Origin of the sequence: Streptomyces turgidiscabies Car8, from assembly GCF_000331005.1 — a bacterium.
Lineage (GTDB): Bacteria > Actinomycetota > Actinomycetes > Streptomycetales > Streptomycetaceae > Streptomyces > Streptomyces turgidiscabies.
Window position 1 is genome coordinate 26,133 of record NZ_AEJB01000126.1, and the last position, 18,824, is coordinate 44,956.

At 72.0% G+C, this 18,824-nt stretch carries 17 protein-coding genes; 5 read left to right on the forward strand and 12 right to left on the reverse strand.

Translation table 11 applies throughout. The features are described from left to right. Positions 1–76: 76 nt before the first annotated feature. Positions 77–1,141, reverse strand: coding sequence for a DMT family protein (locus tag STRTUCAR8_RS07900; protein ID WP_006375022.1), 1,065 nt, complete (start codon positions 1,139–1,141; stop codon positions 77–79). Next, positions 1,138–1,935: a phosphatase PAP2 family protein gene (locus tag STRTUCAR8_RS07905; RefSeq protein ID WP_006374983.1), complete on the reverse strand. Its 798-nt coding sequence runs from the start codon at positions 1,933–1,935 to the stop codon at positions 1,138–1,140. The genes STRTUCAR8_RS07900 and STRTUCAR8_RS07905 overlap by 4 nt, the downstream gene beginning before the upstream one ends. A gap of 239 nt (positions 1,936–2,174) precedes the next feature. Between STRTUCAR8_RS07905 and STRTUCAR8_RS07910 the strand changes: the two genes are divergently transcribed. Further along, entirely contained in the window at positions 2,175–2,786 is a 612-nt protein-coding gene (locus STRTUCAR8_RS07910; protein WP_006374994.1) for a TetR/AcrR family transcriptional regulator, read from the forward strand. A 174-nt stretch (positions 2,787–2,960) separates the two neighbouring features. Here the strand turns inward: STRTUCAR8_RS07910 and STRTUCAR8_RS07915 are convergent, their stop codons facing one another. Beyond that, complete coding sequence (locus STRTUCAR8_RS07915) at positions 2,961–3,953, reverse strand: DUF2510 domain-containing protein (RefSeq protein WP_006374997.1); 993 nt, start codon at positions 3,951–3,953, stop codon at positions 2,961–2,963. Positions 3,954–4,464: 511 nt separating this feature from the next. Here STRTUCAR8_RS07915 and STRTUCAR8_RS07920 point away from each other — a divergent pair. Beyond that, the gene (locus tag STRTUCAR8_RS07920) at positions 4,465–7,146 is read left to right on the forward strand and encodes an ATP-binding protein (RefSeq protein WP_006374982.1); all 2,682 of its coding nucleotides are present in this window, start codon (positions 4,465–4,467) and stop codon (positions 7,144–7,146) included. A 43-nt stretch (positions 7,147–7,189) separates the two neighbouring features. On the opposite strand, the gene pcaDC is transcribed toward STRTUCAR8_RS07920, so the two are convergent. Genes pcaDC through STRTUCAR8_RS07955 form a run of 7 tightly spaced genes read right to left on the reverse strand, consistent with a single transcriptional unit; the run spans position 7,190 to position 13,640 of the window. After that, positions 7,190–8,317 (reverse strand): bifunctional 3-oxoadipate enol-lactonase/4-carboxymuconolactone decarboxylase PcaDC, encoded by a 1,128-nt coding sequence (gene pcaDC, locus STRTUCAR8_RS07925; RefSeq protein ID WP_006374987.1) that lies wholly within the window; start codon positions 8,315–8,317, stop codon positions 7,190–7,192. After that, a complete protein-coding gene (gene pcaB / locus STRTUCAR8_RS07930; RefSeq protein ID WP_044471821.1) occupies positions 8,314–9,621 on the reverse strand; it encodes a 3-carboxy-cis,cis-muconate cycloisomerase in 1,308 nt (435 codons plus the stop codon). The genes pcaDC and pcaB overlap by 4 nt, the downstream gene beginning before the upstream one ends. Before the next feature lie 44 nt (positions 9,622–9,665). Then, entirely contained in the window at positions 9,666–10,247 is a 582-nt protein-coding gene (pcaG, locus tag STRTUCAR8_RS07935; RefSeq protein WP_006374988.1) for a protocatechuate 3,4-dioxygenase subunit alpha, read from the reverse strand. Next, positions 10,247–11,020: a protocatechuate 3,4-dioxygenase subunit beta gene (pcaH, locus tag STRTUCAR8_RS07940; protein WP_006375009.1), complete on the reverse strand. Its 774-nt coding sequence runs from the start codon at positions 11,018–11,020 to the stop codon at positions 10,247–10,249. The genes pcaG and pcaH overlap by 1 nt, the downstream gene beginning before the upstream one ends. Before the next feature lie 9 nt (positions 11,021–11,029). Beyond that, positions 11,030–12,241: a thiolase family protein gene (locus STRTUCAR8_RS07945; protein WP_006375008.1), complete on the reverse strand. Its 1,212-nt coding sequence runs from the start codon at positions 12,239–12,241 to the stop codon at positions 11,030–11,032. Further along, complete coding sequence (locus STRTUCAR8_RS07950) at positions 12,238–12,885, reverse strand: CoA transferase subunit B (protein ID WP_006374992.1); 648 nt, start codon at positions 12,883–12,885, stop codon at positions 12,238–12,240. The genes STRTUCAR8_RS07945 and STRTUCAR8_RS07950 overlap by 4 nt, the downstream gene beginning before the upstream one ends. Continuing rightward, the gene (locus tag STRTUCAR8_RS07955) at positions 12,885–13,640 is read right to left on the reverse strand and encodes a CoA transferase subunit A (RefSeq protein WP_006375007.1); all 756 of its coding nucleotides are present in this window, start codon (positions 13,638–13,640) and stop codon (positions 12,885–12,887) included. Before STRTUCAR8_RS07955 ends, STRTUCAR8_RS07950 begins: the two co-directional genes overlap by 1 nt. A gap of 232 nt (positions 13,641–13,872) precedes the next feature. Between STRTUCAR8_RS07955 and STRTUCAR8_RS07960 the strand changes: the two genes are divergently transcribed. Together STRTUCAR8_RS07960 and STRTUCAR8_RS07965 are read left to right on the forward strand one after the other, a co-directional pair. After that, entirely contained in the window at positions 13,873–14,346 is a 474-nt protein-coding gene (locus STRTUCAR8_RS07960; RefSeq protein WP_006374996.1) for a MarR family winged helix-turn-helix transcriptional regulator, read from the forward strand. 110 nt (positions 14,347–14,456) lie between these two features. Further along, the gene (locus STRTUCAR8_RS07965; RefSeq protein ID WP_044471817.1) at positions 14,457–15,257 is read left to right on the forward strand and encodes an IclR family transcriptional regulator; all 801 of its coding nucleotides are present in this window, start codon (positions 14,457–14,459) and stop codon (positions 15,255–15,257) included. 253 nt (positions 15,258–15,510) lie between these two features. Here STRTUCAR8_RS07965 and STRTUCAR8_RS07970 read toward each other — a convergent pair whose 3' ends face one another. Further along, on the reverse strand, positions 15,511–16,509 hold the full coding sequence (locus STRTUCAR8_RS07970; protein ID WP_044471818.1) for a DUF3048 domain-containing protein: 999 nt from the start codon (positions 16,507–16,509) through the stop codon (positions 15,511–15,513). 141 nt (positions 16,510–16,650) lie between these two features. Further along, positions 16,651–17,721 (reverse strand): ATP-dependent DNA ligase, encoded by a 1,071-nt coding sequence (locus STRTUCAR8_RS07975; RefSeq protein WP_006375021.1) that lies wholly within the window; start codon positions 17,719–17,721, stop codon positions 16,651–16,653. A 74-nt stretch (positions 17,722–17,795) separates the two neighbouring features. Between STRTUCAR8_RS07975 and ligD the strand changes: the two genes are divergently transcribed. After that, complete coding sequence (gene ligD / locus STRTUCAR8_RS07980) at positions 17,796–18,806, forward strand: non-homologous end-joining DNA ligase (protein ID WP_044471819.1); 1,011 nt, start codon at positions 17,796–17,798, stop codon at positions 18,804–18,806. Positions 18,807–18,824: the final 18 nt, after the last annotated feature.

Below are 18,824 nucleotides of genomic sequence, written 5' to 3' on the forward strand. Positions count from 1 at the left end.
TTCACGGCGGGCGGGTCGGTTCACAGGGACCGACCGAAGCCCCTGTTCACAGGTGTGTTCACAGGGGCCGGCCGGTTCACAGTGACGTCAGGTGTCCCGGCTGCGACGGCTGCCGGGGCATCAACGACGGTTCGACGGGCGCCGGGTGGGCCTCCAGCGCGAGGACCGACGCCACCGGATGCTCCTCGTCGTCCAGGACCGAAGCCGCTGCCGATGCCGCCGCTGTAGCCGCCGCCGAAGCCGAGGACGGAATCACGATGCGCTCCGGCGACACCGGAACCGCGTCCGCGATCGGCTCCGTGACAGTCTCCGGGACCAGGTCCGGCGTCGCCCGCGACAGCGTCACCACACCCCACCCCGCGAGCCCCGCACCCACCAGCGCCAGGAGCAGACCGGCCGCCCCGCCCTGGAGCCGCTCGCCCAGCAGCGTCAGGCCGATCACCGCCGCCGCGACCGGGTTGGCCAGCGTCACCATGGCCAGCGGACCGCCGAGGCCGCCCCGGTAGGCGGTCTGGGACAGGATCAGGCCGCCCGCCGCGAACGCCGCGACCAGCAGTGCCACCCCGATCACCTGCCAGCCGAGCAGTGGACCCGAGCTGTCCGTCGCCGCGACGGTGACGGTCTGGGTGAGCGCCGAGGCAACCCCGGACGCGATACCGGACGCGCTCGCGTGGCGCAGGCCGGGCCGGGCGCCGGGGCGGGCCAGCACCCCGATCAGGACCATCGTCGTACCCGCGACCGCGAGGGCCTCCGGGAGGCTCAGGATGTGCTCCGGCGCCGGACCGGACGCCGTGACCAGGATCGCCGCCAGGCCGAGCAGCGTCAGCGCGGTACCGCGCCACTCCACAGCGCTGACCCGCCGGCCGGCGACCCGCGCACCCAGCGGCACCGCCGCGACCAGCGTGAGTGCGCCCAGCGGCTGGACCACCGTGAGCGGCCCGTACTTGAGGGCGACCACGTGCAGCAGCGCGCCCCCCGCGTTGAGCAGCACCGAGCCCCACCACGCGCCGGACGCCAGCAGTCGGCCCATTCCCGCGTCGGCGTTGCGGGAGGCGAGCCGCTCCTGGGCGACGGCCGCGGCGGCGTAGGCGACGGCGGAGAAGAGGGAGAGGGCGACGGCGGCGAGCGTGGCGGCGTTCATCGTGATGCTCCCACGAGGACGGGCTCGTCGACCGGGGTGAGCCTGCTGCCCTGGCCCGCCGTCGACTCGGTGCGGTGAGGCAGGTGGACGACCGCGAGGGCGATGCCCAGCAGGGCCGAGGCCACGATCGCGTCGAGCCAGTAGTGGTTCGCCGTACCGACGATCACCAGCAGCGTCACCAGCGGATGCAGCAGCCACAGCCAGCGCCAGCGCGAGCGGGTCGCCACGATCAGGCCGATCGCCACCATCAGGGCCCAGCCGAAGTGCAGCGACGGCATGGCCGCGAACTGGTTGGACAGGGTGTCGGCCTCGGGCGAGGCGCCGTAGACCGTCGGTCCGAAGACCTGGCCGGTGTCGACGAGGCCCGCCTCGCCGAGCAGTCGCGGCGGGGCCAGCGGGAAGGTGAGATGGATCACCAGGGCGGCCCCGGTGACCGCGGCGAGGACCCGCCGGGCCCAGACGTAGTGCGCGGGGCGCCGCAGATAGAGCCAGACCAGGAAGGCGATGGTGGCCGGGAAGTGCACGGTCGCGTAGTAGGTGTTCGCGACGTGGACCGCGGTGTCGCTGTGCAGCAGCGCCGACTGCACGGCGCCCTCGCCGGGGAGACGCAGGGCCCGCTCCCAGTCCCAGACGCGGTGCGCGTTCTGGAAGGCCTCGGCGGTGTGCCCGGTCGCCAGCTGCCGGCCGAACTTGTAGACGAGGAACAGCCCTACGACCAGCAGGAGTTCACGGACGAGCGGCGGCCGTCGTATACCCGCGGGTTCCGCCTTGGCAGGCTCGGTGCTGGCTTTCATCCCCCGGCCCTTTCCCTGAGTGGCGCGTGTGCGCGCGTGCTGCGTGATGGGCGGGAACTCGTCTGTACGGGCGCTCGTCTCATCGATACGTTGGTGTACCGATACGAGAGTGTACCGAAACGATCCCGTACCGGTACACTGGCGTATCGATGGACTTACGACACACTGGAAACGGGAATAAGCCACAGAGCCGCCCGACAACCACGACGGCACCGCCAGAAGAGAAGGGGAGCGCAGTCATGACGTCGCAGGCCGCGGAGGGACCGGAACCGGTCGTAGCCTCCCGCCGCTCCAGGATCACGCCCGAGCGTGAGCAGGAGTACTTCGACGCCGTGCTCGTCCAGATCCGAGAGTGCGGATACGACGCGCTGACCATGGAGGGCGTCGCCGCCAGCGCGCGCTGCAGCAAGTCGACGCTCTACCGGCAGTGGAAGACGAAACCGCAGTTCGTGGCCGCGGCGCTGCGCGCCAACCGGCGCGCCCGCTTCGCCGTCGACACCGGGTCCCTCGGTGGGGACCTGCGGGCGGCGGCGCGGGCGACTGGCGAGTCCTCGGGCCGCGACACCCAGCTGATGCAGGCTCTGGGCCACGCCGCCATGCAGGACCCCGAGCTACAGGAAGCGCTGCGCGAGGCGATCGTCGAACCGGAGCTGGCCGCGTACCGCGAGATGATCCGCCGCGCGGTCGAGCGGGGCGAGGTCGCCGCCGACCATCCGGCGCTGGAGTACGTACCGGCGCAGATGATAGGCGTCCTGCGGGTCCGTCCGGTCCTGGAGGGGCGGTACGCGGACCCGGAGTACCTCGTCGGATTCGTGGAGGCCGCGGTGCTCCCCGCGCTCGGCGTCACCTGAGACGCACGCCGCCGTCCGTGGCACGCCCGGGCGGTGACCTGTCCGCGCCGACCCGTGGGGACGGGGGCGGCGCGCACCCCCCGGCCGGGTGGGGTTCCTCTTGAGCGGAGAGGCGCTCCACCCGGCCGATCCATCTCCACCCGCACCTCTGTCTGCCCGGAGCGGACCGGCGGATCAGACGTCCGTCCCGCTGCCGCCGGCCGTCGAGACCTTGATTCCGGCGGTTATCCGGTCGATCACCGCCTCCTTCTGGTCGGCGTCGACACCGAAGCGGACGACGACGATCTGCCGGGGGTTCGACGGCGCGGGGAAGGCCAGCGACTCGACGATGCCGTCGGCGCCCTTGCTCGTGACCGCCTTCCAGCGGACCAGATAGCCCTTCTGCCCGGCCACGGTCACCGCCTTGGAGGCGAGGACGTCGTGCGAGGTGATCTTCCCGTAGGTCGTGCCGCCGTAGGACTCCTCGGCGTTCGCCGAGATGTCCGCCTTGGCGACCGCCTCGGCCGTGCTGCCCGAGGTGCCCAGTGCCAGCGCGGGCGCCGAGTAGGCCCCGCCCTTGGTGCACGACTTCGTCGTGTCGCCCGGGCACTTGTACGAGCTGTCCGAGGTGATCTGGCCGCCCACGGTGATCTGCTGGCCGTACCAGCCGTCGGGGATCGGGATGCTGATCCCGTTGATCGCGTCGGGCACGGAACCGCTGTCGATCTTCGGGCTTTCCGAGGGCTCGGACTGCTGCGGATCCGGCGTCTGCCCGCCCGGGCCGCCGCCGGTGCCACCACCGGGACCGCCCTGACCGCCACCGTTCTGCCCGCCGCCGTTCAGGCCACCGGTTCCGCCCTGGCCGCCCGGCACCTGTGCGCTGACGTCGCTGCCGCCGTCGTCCTTGGTCAGCGCGTACACGCCGCCGCCTATGCCGGCGAGGACGGCGATCGCCACCGCGACGGCTATGCCGGTGCGCAAACCGCGCCGCGTGCCCGTCGGTGGATGCTCCGGGTACGCCGGATAGGACCCGCCGGTGGCCAGCACCGGTGGACCCCAGGCGGCGGCCGAGCCCTCGGGACGGGTCTGTTCCGTCCATGTCCTGCCGTCCCACCAGCGCTCGGTGGCGGGGCTGTCACTTGTCTGCCCGGGGTCGGGATACCAACCGGGAGGAGTCTCCTGCGTCATGCCCCCACCGTATGAGGCCAGAGTGAAAGGCGGATGAGAGGAGTGGCCTTTCCGCCGGGAAAGGCGCGGAATGGCGGGCCGAGATGCCGAGATAGCGGGATACGTGAGGTCAGGCGCCCGCCGCCTCCACCGCGCCGACCGAAGGGGAACGCCAGTGCGAATGACGTTCACGTTCGCACCGGCGCTTCCCTCCCGCCGCCACCCTCCGGGGTGAAGAGGGTGACGAGGGTGTGCCGCGCGGAGATCCTCCGCGGGGTGCGGGCAGGGCGGGCCCCCAACGAGCGGGGCTCGACGGAGGCCCGCCCACCGCCGACGGCAAACCGGCCGCGGCACAGCGGATGTTGACGGTCCATCACCTCAACCACGGCTGGTGACGGGCCCGACGCGTCGTCCTGCCGCCCTCCCTGTCACTCGTCCCGGCATTACCTGGGCGGACCCGCCTCCACCACGGCAGCCGGACGGCTACTCTCGGGTTCTGTACGTCGTTCAGGCGACTTGGGGAGGTAGCGGGATGACGGAGGAACGGCCCGGGACGGCCGGCTCTGCCGCCCTGTGGGAGCGCGACACACAAGTCGCCGCCGTCGACCGGGCGATCGACGCCCTGCGCGCCGACAGCGCCTCCTCGGGCAATCTGCTGCTCTTCACCGCCGAGGCGGGCCTCGGCAAAACCGCGCTGATGGCCGAGACCCGGCGCATCGCCGAGCGGCGCAACTGCACGGTGTGGTCGGCACGCGGCGGCGAGACGCTCAAGTCCGTCCCCTTCAACGTCGTACGGCAGCTGCTCCAGCCCGCGCTGGTGTCACTGATGCCGGAGGAGGCCCGCGAGTACCTCGGCGACTGGTACGACATCGCAGGCCCCGCCCTCGGCATCACCGAACCCGGCGACCGGCAGGCCGACCCGCAGGGTGTGTGCGACGGCCTGGTCGCGGCCGTACGGCGGCTCGCCAAGCGGGACTGGCCGCTCGTCCTGCTCATCGACGACGCGCACTGGGCCGACCAGGAGACCCTGCGCTGGCTGGCCGCGTTCGCCGAGCGGCTCGACGACCTGTCCGTCCTCGTCGTGGTCGCCCGCAGGCCGGGCGAGGCCACCGGCGCCCGCGCCGACCACCTGGAGGCGATCGCCGGGGCGGCGGGCCCCGTCGCCACGCTCGACGCCCTCACCCCGGCAGCCGCCGCCGGACTCACCCGCACGACCCTCGGCCCGCACGCGGACGCCCCGTTCTGCCGCGAGGTGTGGGCGGTCACCGGCGGCAACCCGTACGAGACCGTCGAACTCCTCGCCAAGGTCCAGGACGCCCGGCTCGCCCCGGTCGAGGCATCCTGCGGCCGGCTCCGCGAACTCAACAACGCGGCCCGCGGCGGTGGTCTCGTCGCCCGCCTGGAGGAACTCGGCGTCGAAGCCACCCGTTTCGCCTGGGCGGCGGCCATTCTCGGCACGGGTATCTCCGTGGACCTCGTGGCCCGGCTAGCCACCCTCAGCACCAACGAGGCCTACCGCTGCGCCAACCTCCTGTGCGGCGCACGCATCCTCACCGAGCCCCATCTGATGGTCGGTCAAATCGCCGACGGCGAGCTGGAGTTCGTCCACCCGCTGATCGCCACCGCCGTCTACGACTCCATCCCGGACGGCATGCGCACCGCCATGCACGGCATCGCAGCCCAGGTCGTCACCGAGTCCGGGCTCGGCGCCGCCGCGGCCTCCCACCATCTCCTCCACGTGTATCCGGACGACGACGAGGAACTCGTCGACCAGCTGCGCGAGGCGGCCCGCGAGCACCAGGCGGTCGGCGCCCCGGACGCGGCCCGCCGCTGTCTGGAGCGCGCCCTGCTGGAACCGCCCCGGCCCGAGAGCCACGCGCACGTGCTCTTCGAACTGGGCTGCGCGACCTTCCTCACCGCGCCCGCCACCACCATCCAGCACCTCCAGACCGCGCTCGCGATGCCCGGCCTGGAGGGCGCTCTGCGCGTCGACGCGATCGTCCGCCTCTCGCAGGCCCTGCTGCACAACGGCCAGTCGGAGGAGGCCGTCCGTACCGTCGAGGCGGAGGCCGGCCGGCATCAGCCGGGCCCCGCCCGGATGCGTCTGCAGGGCGTGCACTTCATGCTGGAGGGCATCCACGGAGGCGACGTGTCGGTGCCGGGCCGCTCCGAGCGCCTCGCCGACCTCGCCCGCCCCTGCACCGGCCGGGACAACTCAGAGCGCGCGCTGCTCATGCTGCGCGGCTTCGACGCCATGTCGCGCGGCGAGAACGCGGAGGAGGTCGTGGAGGTGTGCGACCGCGCCCTCGTCAACGGCCGCCTCGCGCCCGGACTCGGCTGGACCGACCCCGAGTGGGGCATCGAGCTGCCGATGATGCTGGCCTGCGCCTACGCCTACACAGACCGTCTCGACCGCGCCGAGGCGCTCTACATGGACGCCCTGCGCGCCTACGAGACGGCGGGCTGGAGCGGCGGCCACCTCTCCCTCGCCCACGCGTACGTCGGTCTCGGGCACCGCAGGCGGGGCCGGCTCAGAGAGGCGGAGACCTCACTGCGCGAGTCCCTGCGCCTGGCCGAACGCGTCGGACGCGGCCTGCCCCTGTACTGGTCGGCGACCTGCAACCTCGTCGACACCCTGCTCGCCCGCGGCCATGTCCAGGAGGCCTGGGCGATCGCCGAGCAGTACGGGTTCGCCCCGCCCTACCCGTCCACCATCGTGCTGCCCGAACCTCGTGCCGTACGCGGCAGGCTGCTCATCGCCGTCGGCCGCAAGAAGGAGGGCATCAACGAACTGGAAGCCGCGGAGAAGGCGGCCACCGGGCGCGGTTTCCACAACCCGGTGCTCGCCACCTGGGCCGTAGACCTCGCCCGGGCACTGGCCACGGAGGACCCGCTGCGGGCCGCCGTGCTGGTGGCCGACGCCCGCCGGTACGCCGAACGCTTCGGCACGGACACCGCCATCGGCGAGGCCCTGCGCTGCGCGGCGGCCCTGGAGACCGGCCAGCGGGCGGTTCGCCTGGCCGCCCAGGCGGTCGCCTACCTGGAGTCCTCTCCCTGCCAGTACGAACACGCTGCGGCCCGCGTCGAGTACGGCGTCGCCGCCCGCTCGATCGCCGAGATCCAACGCGGCCTGACCCTGGCCAAGTCGTGCGGCGCCGACGGCCTGGTCGCCCAGGCGCGCGATGTCCTGGAGGGCGGACGGGGACTGCGCTGACCGGCGGGGCGCACGGTGGTCGTCGTACCCACGACCACCAGGGTCACCCTTCCGGGCCGTCCTCTTCCGCGAGGACGCGCTGCGCCGCGGCGAACGCCGAGTTGGCTGCCGGGACTCCGCAGTACACGGCCGTCTGGAGCAGTACCGCGCCGATCTCCTCGGGGGTCAGCCCGTTGCGGCGGGCCGCGCGGACGTGCATCGCCAGCTCGTCGTAGTGGCCGTGGGCGACCAGCGCGGTGAGCGTGATCATGCTGCGCTCACGCCGGGTGAGCGTCGGGTCGGTCCAGATCTCGCCCCAGGCGTAACGCGAGATGAAGTCCTGGAAGCGGGCCGTGAAGGGCGTCTGCCGCGCCTGCGCCCGGTCCACGTGCGTGTCGCCGAGCACCTGCCGGCGCACCTCCATGCCCCGCCGGGGAGCCGTCCCGAAGTGCGGGCGCAGCGCCGCCAGTACGGCCTCCGGGCACTGCGCGACGGCCAGGTGCGAGGCGCCCGGCAGTTCGACGAGCGTGGCACCCCGCACGGCGTCCGCGATCTCCCGCAGATGCGCCGGGGGAGTGGCCGGGTCCTGCCGTCCGGCCACGAGCAGCGTGGGCACGGAGATGTCGGCCAGCCGGTCACGCAGGTCGAAGGCGGCCAGCGCGTCGCAGCAGGCGGCGTACGCGTCCGGGTCGGCGTTCCGGTGATCCGCGACCAGCTCCGGCACGGTGAACCCGGTTGTGAACCAGCGGGCGTCGGCACTCTCCGCGAGCCCCGCCAGGCCCTCGCTCCGTACCAGCGCGGCCCGTTCCTCCCACGGCTTGCTGCCGTTGAAGTGGGCCGAGGAGCACAGGACGGCGAGCGACGACACCCGCTCCGGGTGGTGGACTGCGAGATACAGGCCGACCGCACCACCCAACGACACGCCCGCGTAGGCGAATTGGTCGATCCCGAGGGAGTCGGCGAGCGCCAGCACGAGCGCCGCCAGATCACCGACGGTGGCCCCGGGCCCGATCAGCCCGGGCGCCGAACCCCCGTGCCCGGGCAGGTCCCAGCGGACCACCCGGTGGGTGACGGACAGCTCGGGCGCCACCTTGTCCCAGAGGGCGTACGACGTCCCGAGCGAGGGCCCGAGCAGCAGCGGGGGAGCGGTGGCGGAGCCCTCGACGAGGTGGTGCGGCAGCTTGTCGGTCACGGTCGCTCCAGAGCGCGGTCGGTGAGGGCTCCGGCGGAGCCGGTGTAACGGGCGGGGTCGGTCAGGTCATCGAGGGGCAGGTCCTTCAACTCGGGCTCCTCGGCGAGGAGTTCCGCGAGAGAGCGGCCCTCGGTGTGGGTGCGGGCGGCCACCTGGGTGAGCAGCTCCTTCGCGCGGGCCCGGCCCAGCACGGGCGCGAGTTCGGCCGCCAGCCGTTCGGAGACGATCAACCCGTGGGTGAGGCCCAGGTGTTGACGCATGACACCCGCGTGCACACGCAGCCCCTCCGTCAGCTCCACGGCGTCCCGGGTCGCGCCTCCTGCCAGCCGGAGCAGCTCCCTGAGCGTCTCCCACTCGGCGTGCCAGGCACCCGCCGGACGCTCGTCCTCGGCGACCAGCGCGCCGTACAGGGTGGCCGCGAGCTGCGGCGCCCGCCGGGCCGCGGCGGCGATCAGCGTCGACCGTACGGGATTGGCCTTGTGCGGCATCGCCGACGAACCCCCGCCGCTGCCCTCGGACACCTCGGCGATCTCGGTACGGGCCAACGTCAGCACGTCGGCGGCGAGTTTCCCGAGGGCGCCGGCCGTGAAGGCGAGCGCCCCGGCGAGATCCGCGACCGGGGTGCGCAGGGTGTGCCAGGGCAACACTGGTTCGGCGAGCCCGAGTTCACGGGAGTAGACGGCGACCAGGGCCTGGGTGTCGACCGGAGCGTCACCGGCGCCGAACACGGTGAACGCGGCCAAGGTACCCGCGGCGCCGCCGAGTTGGGCGGGGAGACCCCGACGTACGGCTGTCACCCGGTCTCGTGCGTCCAGGACCAGGGAGCGCCAGCCGGCCGCCTTCAGCCCGAAGGTCGTCGGTACGGCGTGCTGGGTGAGGGTGCGGCCCGGCATCGGGGTGTCGCGGTGGACGGCGGCCGTGCGGGAGAGCGTTCGCGCGGCGCGGTCGAGGTCCGCGCCGATCAGGTCCAGGGTGCGGGCGGCGACCAGCATCGTCGCCGTGTCCAGGATGTCCTGGCTGGTCGCGCCCCGGTGGACGTACGGCCCGTACTCCGCGCCCACCGCCGCTGTCAGGTCCGCGACCAGCGGGATCACCGGGTTGCCGCCGGACCGGGCGCGCAGCGCGATCGACCGGACGTCGAAGCCGGAGACGTCACCGGCTGCCGAGTCGACCGCCGTGGCCGCTTCCTCGGGCACCAGCCCCAGCCCGGCCTGCGCACGGGTCAGTGCGGCCTCCGCGTCGAGCAGCGCCCGCAGATAGGCGGTGTCGCTCGTCGCGGAGGCCGCCGGGGAACCGGCCCACATGGGAGAGAGCAGGCCGGTGTCGGCGTCGGACTCGGCAGGTGGTGTCACTCGAACTCCAGGAAGACCGTTTCGCCCTCGCCCTGAAGGCGGATGTCGAAACGGTACGTGCGCCGCTCGCCCTCGGCGGCGACCAGCGTGGCGCGCCGCTCGGCGGGCAGGGAGTCGAGCAGCGCGTCGGCGCCGTCCGCGAGATACGCACGCGTGTACAGGTGGGTCAGCAGGCCGCGCGCGAACACACACACGCTGATGTACGGCAGCCCGACGTTGCCCGGCGGCAGCGTGTACAGCGCGTAGTGCCCGTCGGCGTCGGTGGCGACCCGCCCGAAGCCCGTGAAGTCGGTGCCGTTGCGGCCCAGGAAGCCGCCGGTCACCGGGTCGCGGCGCAGGGATCCGGGGGCACCGGCGAGGGAGCCGTCGGGCGCGGCCTGCCAGAACTCCAGGAGGGCGTCGGGGATCGGGTTCCCCTCGCCGTCCAGGACGTGTCCGTGGAGGATGATCGTGTCCGGGTGGCCCTTGGGCGCGACCTGCTCGCCCTCGGGGAAGGGGAGGGCGTAGCCGTAGAAGGGGCCCACGGTATGGGACGGGGTGGGGAGGACGTTCGCCGGGGAGACGGGGGAGACGCTCATCAGTCGCGGCCTTCTTCGATCCAGGTGGCGGAGGGACCGTCGAGGACGATGTCCCACTCGTAGCCGAGCGAGAACTCGGGCTGGGACAGGTCGTGGTTGTACTCGGCGACGAGACGGTTGCGGGCGGCCTCGTCGGTGACCGAGCGCAGGATCGGGTCGTAGCGGAACAGCGGGTCGTTCGGGAAGTACATCTGGGTCACGAGGCGCTGGGTGAAGGCCGTGCCGAAGACGGAGAAATGGATGTGCGCGGGACGCCAGGCGTTGGTGTGGTTGCGCCACGGGTACGCGCCCGGCTTGATCGTGGTGAACCGGTACCGTCCCTGATCATCCGTCAGGAGACGTCCCACGCCGGTGAAGTTGGGGTCGAGCGGCGCCGGGTGCTGGTCCCGCAGATGCGCGTACCGGCCGGAGGCGTTGGCCTGCCACAGCTCGATCAGCTGACCGCGCACGGGACGCCCGTCCCGGTCGAGGAGCCGGCCGGAGACGGTGATGCGCTCGCCGAGCGGCTCGCCCTGGTGCTGGATCGTGAGGTCGCTGTCGATGTCCGTGATGTCGGTGACCCCGAACACCGGACCCGACAGCTCGACCGTCTCCGGGTCCCCACCACTCACGGCGACAAGTGGCTGTTTCGGGTACCGCAGCACCGAGCTGCGGTACGGGGCGTAGTCGCGCGGCGGATGGTTCTGTACGGGCGCGCCTTCGGCGACCGCCTTGTCGTAGGCGTCCTGGAGGTCACTGACCTCGATGTCGATGTCCGACTGGGAGAGAGCCATGGGGAGTTCCTAGCGTTCGAGGACGAGGGCGAGGCCCTGGCCCACGCCGATGCAGAGGGTGGCGACGCCGACTCCCGTGCCCTTGCGGGCCAGTTGGTGGGCGACGGTCCCGGCGAGCCGGGCACCGGAGGCGCCGAGCGGGTGCCCGAGGGCGATCGCGCCGCCCTGCGGGTTGAGAACCGCAGGGTCGAACTCGGGCCATTCGGCGACGCAGCCGAGGACCTGTGCGGCGAACGCCTCGTTCAGTTCCAGAGTTGACAGATCGTCAAATGCTTTGCCCGCCTTGGCGAGCGCCCGGTTGACGGCTTCTACGGGGGCGAGCCCGAAGTAGTCGGGGGCGATCGCCGAGACGCCGGTGGCGGACACGCGGGCGAGGGGTTCGCGGCCGGTGGCCTTCAGACCCTCCTCGTCGACCAGGAGGAGAGCGGCGGCGCCGTCGTTGAGGGGGGAGGCGTTTCCGGCCGTCACGGTGCCGCCGTCCGTACGGAAGGACGGCTTGAGGCGGGCCATGGCGGCCAGGGAGGCGTCGGCGCGTACGGATTCGTCGGCGGCGAAGGCGACCGGGTCGCCCTTGCGCTGCGGGACGGGGACGGGGGCGAGTTCGGCGTCGAACAGGCCTGCCTGCTGGGCGGCGGCGGCCTTGCGATGGCTGGCGAGGGCGAACTCGTCCTGCTGCTCGCGGGTGATCTTGTGCTTGTCGGCGATGAGTTCGGCGGACTCACCCAGCGGGATGGTCCACTGCGGGTCCATCCTCGGGTTGGTCATACGCCAGCCGAGCGTCGTCGAGTACAGCTCGGTGTGCCCGGCGGGAAAGGGCTTGTCGTTCTTGGGCAGGACGTAGGGCGCGCGGGTCATGGACTCCACACCGCCCGCGAGGGCGACGGAGGCGTCGCCGACGGCGATGGCACGGGCGGCCTGGATCACCGCCTCCAGGCCCGAGGCGCACAGCCGGTTGACGGTGACGCCGGGGACGGAGGTGGGCAGTCCGGCGAGCAGTCCGGCCATACGGGCGACGTTGCGGTTGTCCTCGCCGGCGCCGTTGGCGTTGCCGAAGTAGACGTCCTCGATGCGGGAGGGGTCCAGGCCGGGTGTACGGGCGAGCAGTTCGCGGATGGCGTGGGCGGCGAGGTCGTCCGGGCGGACACCGGCCAGGGCGCCGTTGTAGCGGCCGATCGGGGTGCGTACGGCGTCGACGATGTAGACGTCCTTGAGACGGCTCACGGCTGGATCTCCTCGGGGGTACGGACCTTCGCGGCGGTCTTCGCCACGATCTCCTCGACACTGACGCCCGGCGCGGTCTCCACCAGCACCAGCCCGTCGCCGGTGACATCGAGAACACCCAGATCTGTGATGACCCGGTTCACACATGCCTTGCCGGTGAGTGGCAGTTCACACTGCTCCAGGATCTTCGGGGAGCCGTCCTTCGCGGTGTGCGTCATGACCACGATGACCGTACGGGCGCCGTGAACCAGGTCCATCGCGCCGCCGATCCCGGTGATCAGCTTGCCCGGGATCGCCCAGTTCGCCAGGTCACCCCCGGCGGACACCTGCATCGCGCCCAGCACGGCGACGTCGATGTGCCCGCCCCGGATCATCCCGAAGGACAGCGCAGAGTCGAAGAAGGAGGCGCCCGGCAGGACGGTCACCGTCTCCTTGCCCGCGTTGATCAGGTCCGGGTCTACCTGGTCCTCGGCCGGATAGGGGCCGGTGCCGAGGATGCCGTTCTCCGACTCCAGGATCACCTCGACGTCGGCGGGGAGGTAGTTGGGGATCAGCGTCGGCAGGCCGATGCCCAGGTTCACGTACTGCCCGTCGCGCAGTTCCCGCGCGGCCCGGGCGGCCATCTCTTCCCTGGTCCAGGCCATCAGCTGCTCACCGTCCGCTGCTCGATCCGCTTGTCGGCCACCTGCTCGGGCGTCAGGGCGATCACCCGCTGCACGAAGATGCCCGGCAGATGCACCGCGTCCGGGCCGATCTCGCCGGGCTCGACCAGTTCCTCGACCTCGGCGACCGTGATCCGGCCGGCCATGGCCGCGAGGGGGTTGAAGTTCCGGGTGGACTTGTTGAAGACGAGGTTGCCGTGCCGGTCACCCCTGGCGGCCCTCACCAGCGCGAAGTCGGTACGGATGGCGCGCTCCAGCACGTACTGCGTGCCGTCGAACTCCCGTACCTCCTTCGGCGGTGACGCCAGAGCGACGCCGCCCGAGCCGTCGTACCGCCAGGGCAGACCGCCCTCCGCGACCTGGGTGCCGACCCCAGCCGGCGTGTAGAAGGCGGGGATGCCGGACCCGCCCGCGCGCAGCCGCTCGGCGAGCGTTCCCTGCGGGATCATCTCGACCTCCAGCTCACCGGCCAGATACTGGCGGGCGAACTCCTTGTTCGCGCCGATGTACGAACCGGTGACGCGGGCGATCCGGCCCGCCGCCAGCAGCACCGCGAGGCCCGACTCCATGGCCCCGCAGTTGTTGGACACCACCGACAGACCTGAGACCGCGCGCTCGTACAACGCCCCGATCAGTACGTTCGGAACCCCACTGAGCCCGAAACCACCCACCGCGAGCGACGCGCCGTCCGGCACATCGGCCACCGCCTCCAAGGCTGTGGCGACCACCTTGTCCATCCGCGAAGCCCCATCTCTTCCGAATCTCTTCCGAGCGCAATTACTCAGGGCACTGAGTATTTCGGCAAGGTTTCCCTCACGCTGCCACTCGTCGGACACGGCGTCAAGAGTCATGAGAAAACAGCAGGTGGAGTCAGTGTTTCCAGACGGGAGACATGGAGAGGGCTGGGACTGTATCGTCAGTACACCAACTAAATTCTTTCCCCAGAAGACGACGACCCCAGGAGCGGACATGGCCGCGGTGGACCTCTCCACCCACCCCGGGCACCTCGCCCGGCGGCTGCAGCAGGCGCACTACCTGCTGTGGAACACGATGGTCTCCGAGGAGATCACCTCCCCGCAGTTCGCGGTCCTGAACGCGCTGGTCGCCGAACCGGGCCTCGACCAGCGCACGGTCGGGGAGCGGGTGGGCCTCGACCGGTCCACGGTCGCCGAGGTCGTCAGCAGGCTCGGTCGCCGCGACCTCATCGACAAGGTGCGCGACCCGGAGGACGGCCGCCGCTCCCTGCTGCGCCCCACGGAGGACGGGGTGCGCACACACCGCAAGCTGACCGTACGGACGGCCCGGATGAACCAGGTCTTTTTGGCCCCGCTCTCCGCCGGCGAACAGACCGTCTTCCTCGACCTCATCCAGCGCGTGGCCGACGCGGCGGAGGGGCTGCGCAACCCGGTGGAAACCCTCACCTCCCCCGGCTCCCCGCGCTGACAGCGCTTGCACGGCAGGCCGGGTCCGCCCAGCGGACCTGGAGCGGATACCGTGCGGGGCGAGACCGTGGCCCGGACCGTGGGGCGGTCCGGAGCCGAGGAGGAACAGGGATGGCAGCCGGAGGATCCGGGGCAGGGGGCCCGGCGGAGTCCGACGCCGCGGGGTCCGAACCCGCGGGGATGCGGACCGTCCAGCGGGCCATCGACATCCTGGGGCTCTTCGACGAGATCCGGCCCGCGCTGTCCCTCCGTGAGATCGTCAGTGCCTCCGGGCTGCCCAAGACCACGGTGCTGAGACTGCTCCAGACCCTGCGGCTCAACGGCCTGCTCTGGGTCGACGAGCACGGCCGCTACCTCGCGGGCCCCGCCCTGCTGCGCTGGTCCCGGCTCGCCGAGCAGGCCTGGCGGCTGCCGGCCGCGGCCCGGACGCTGCTGCGCGACCTCGCCGCCGAGCACAAGGAGACGGTGCACCTGTATGTGCGCCGGGACATCCACCGCGTCTGCATCGCCCAGGAGGAGGGCCCGCAGGCGCTGCGCCAGGTCGTGCGCGTGGGCGACGAACTCCCGCTGTGGGCGGGCGGCGTGGCCAAGGCGCTGCTGCTGGACGCGCCCGAAGGACTGCTGCTGCGGGTCGCGCAGGCCTCACCGTACGGGGCCGGACATCTGGCGACCCTCCGGACCTGGATCGAGGAGGCCCGCGATCACGGGTACGCAGTGAGTCACGGCGAACGCGAGGAGGGGCTGTCGGCGGTGGCCGTGCCGGTGCGGGTGAGGAGCGGGTCCGTGCTGGCCGCGCTGTCCTTCGGCGGGCCGAGCACACGGTTCACCCCGGAGCGGGTGACACGGTTCGCGACGGCGCTGCGCGAGGCGGCGGCGGAACTGGCACGGGCGGGACTGCCGTTCGAGGGATGAGGAGGCGCTCCGCTGGGTGCGCTGTTCGGCCCCGGTTCCGCTGAAGGTGGTCGCGCCCGCGCGGGCATGGTTGTGTGCCTGGTGCCTGGTGCCTGGTGCCTGGTGCCTGGTGCCTGGTGCGGGTCGTGGAGGCTCGGGTGCTGTGTTCGGTGCCGCCGAGGTGACGTGAAGGACTGCTGTGGGGGGACTGCGGTGGGTCGGTCGGTCCGGGCGCCGCGTCGCGCACAGAGCGGCGGGGTGACAGGACGCCCCGTCAGGCCTTCACGAACAGGACCCACACCTGCCCCGTCGCGAAGTTCACGGGCGAACCGTCCGCCGTCGTGAAGTCCGTCCCGTCCGTGGTCGCCGCGCGCCGCCACTGGACGTCGAACGCGCGCCCGTCGCGCAGTACCTGGGCCCGGCCCGAGCCCACAGACTGGGTGTACGGCGAGTTGTTGCCAAGCACGTCATGGAAGCGCGACTCGCGCACCTTCACGTACTGCACGACGACCGTCGCGGCGGCGATCCGCTCGCCGTCGCCCGCGACGGTCGGGGTTCCGTCCATCGACACCAGCCAGCCGTGCCGGTCCGCGGACCAGGTGAACGTGAAGCGCGCCGAGGGGAAGCGGACGGTGCGCGACTTCTCCGCGGTGCCGCCCCCGGGCGCGGTGCCGTAGCGGAAGCCGGTGGTCAGCGCGTCCGCTCCCGGGGCCGTGCCGACCAGCTTCCGCGGCCGCAGGTACAGGTTGTGCGGCGCCGCCTTGTCGGTCACCCGGTAGTAGGCGCCGGAAGCCGCCGACTCCGGGGGTTCGGCCGTCAGCGGCGCCCGGTCGATCAGTGGCAGCAGCTTGCGCTGGGCCCCGGAGAAGGCGAGCGTCGGCTCGGCGAACTGGCCCAGCAGCTCCAGATCGGACTCGCGCGCGCTGCGCACCGGCCCGACGGCCTCCGGCAGCCGGGTCGCGTAGATCGCCATCAGCCGGCTCAGACCGCCCTCGACCTGCTCGGCGTACACGATGTCCGCCGCCTCCAGGCCGGTCTGGGGGCGGGCAGCCGGGACGTTGTCGATCTTCACGGCGATGACCGGGCCCGCGCTCGTCGGGTTGGGCGATTCGGAGTGGCCGGGCTCCTGGCTCCGGCCGTGGGTCTGTCCGCGTCCGTCGTCGGAGGAGCGGTCACCGCTCGTGCAGCCGGCCATCAGGGAGGCCGTCACGGTGGCGGTCACCAGCGCCGCCGCGGCCGCTCCGTGCCGCCACGTCCGTGTCGTTCGCGTCATCTGTCGCATACCCACCGTCGCCACCGAGTCCGTGTCTACGATTGTGCGCTTATCGGGTCATTGGTGGCCATACCCGATCGGTTCTGACGCGCGCGTTCTGGGGCCCGAACGGCCCACGGAGGAGGTGGTCCAAGGGTGACCTCAGTCCTGCGGCCCGAGAATCTCCGCGAGGTCGTACCCCACCGGCTCCTCCAGCTGGTCGTACGTGCAACTGTCGGCCGTACGGTCCGGGCGCCAGCGGCGGAAACGGGCCGTGTGCCGGAAGCGCGCCCCGTTCTCCATATGGTCGTACGCCACCTCGGCCACCAGTTCGGGCCGCAGTGGGATCCATGAGAAGTCCTTCTTCGTGGACCAGCGGCTCGGCGCCCCCGGCAGCCGTGCCGACTCGTGCGCCGTCTCGTCCGTCCAGGCGGCCCACGGATGCTCGCCCACGTCCGCCAGCCGCAGCGGCTCCAGTTCCTCGACGAGTTCGGCCCGCCGCTTCATCGGGAACGCGGCGCTCACCCCGACATGCTGGAGGGTGCCCCGGGCGTCGTGCAGCCCGAGCAGCAGTGAGCCGACGATCGGCCCGCTCTTGTGCAGGCGGTACCCGGCGACCACGACATCCGCCGTCCGCTCGTGCTTGACCTTGAACATCACCCGCTCGTCCTGCCGGTAGCGCAGAGTGAGCGGCTTGGCGATGACACCGTCGAGGCCGGCCCCCTCGTACTGCTCGAACCATCGCCGCGCCACCTCGATGTCGGTGGTCGCCGGCGCCACGTGAACCGGCGGGGTCACTCCGGACAAGGCCATGGTGAGCAGCGCGCGCCGGTCGGCCAGTGGGACGTCGACGAGTGACTCGTCGGCCAGCGCCAGCACGTCGAACGCGACGAACGACGCCGGGTTCCGCTCGGCCAGCGTCCGCACCCGGGACTCGGCGGGGTGGATGCGCTCGGTCAGCGCGTCGAAGTCGAGGCGCCCGCCGAGCGCGATCACGATCTCGCCGTCCATCACACACCGCTCGGGCAACCGCTCCCGGAGCGCCGCCACCAGCTCGGGAAAGTACCTGGTCAACGACTTACCGGTACGACTGCCGACCTCGACCTCGGCCCCGTCACGGAACACGATCGCCCGGAAACCGTCCCACTTCGCCTCGTACTGCATGTCCGGGGGGATCCGGGCCACGGACTTGGCGAGCATGGGCTTCACGGGGGGCATGACCGGGAGATCCATGGTTCGATTCTGCGCGCCTCTGACCGTGATCGCCCGGTATGCGAGCTTCGCGCGGTGCGCCTACCGTGGCTCGCATGGGTGAAGCGGTGGAGCTGGAAGCGTTCGGCCGGACGGTGCGGCTGTCCAGTCCGGACAAGGTCTTCTTTCCGGAGCGGGGCTTCACCAAGCTCGACCTCGCCCAGTACTACCTCGCCGTCGGCCCCGGCATCCTGCGTGCGCTGCGCGACCGGCCCACCACCCTGGAGCGCTATCCGGACGGGGTGAGCGGCGAGAACTTCTTCCAGAAGCGGGCGCCCAAGAACATGCCCGACTGGATCCCGACCGCGCACATCACCTTTCCCAGCGGTCGCAGCGCCGACGAGATGTGCCCGACCGAGGTCGCCGCCGTGCTCTGGGCCGCCCAGTTCGGCACCCTCACCTTCCATCCCTGGCCGGTGCGCCGCGCCGACGTCGACAGCCCCGACGAACTGCGCATCGACCTCGATCCGCAACCCGGCACGGACTACGCCGACGCGGTGCGCGCCGCTCACGAACTACGCGCCGTGCTCGACGAGTTCGGCGGTCTGCGTGGCTGGCCCAAGACCTCCGGCGGGCGGGGACTGCACGTCTTCGTGCCGATCGAACCGCGGTGGACGTTCACACAGGTTCGACGGGCGGCGATCGCCGTCGGACGGGAACTGGAGCGGCGGATGCCGGAGCAGGTGACGACCAAGTGGTGGAAGGAGGAGCGCGGGGAGCGGATCTTCGTCGACTACAACCAGACCGCCCGCGACCGCACCATCGCCTCCGCCTACTCCGTCCGGCCCCGGCCGCACGCCCCCGTCTCGGCGCCGCTGACGTGGGAGGAGGTGGCGGACGCGCGGCCACTCGACTTCGACCTCGCGACCATGCCCGGCCGTTTCGCCCAACTCGGCGATGTCCACGCGGACATGGACGACCACGCGTTCTCCCTCGACACCCTCCTGGAACTCGCCCGCCGCGACGAACACGAGCACGGACTCGGTGACCTCCCGTATCCCCCCGAGTATCCGAAGATGCCGGGCGAGCCCAAACGCGTACAGCCGAGTCGGGCCCGCAAGGAGTGACTTGGCCGACACGGCGGG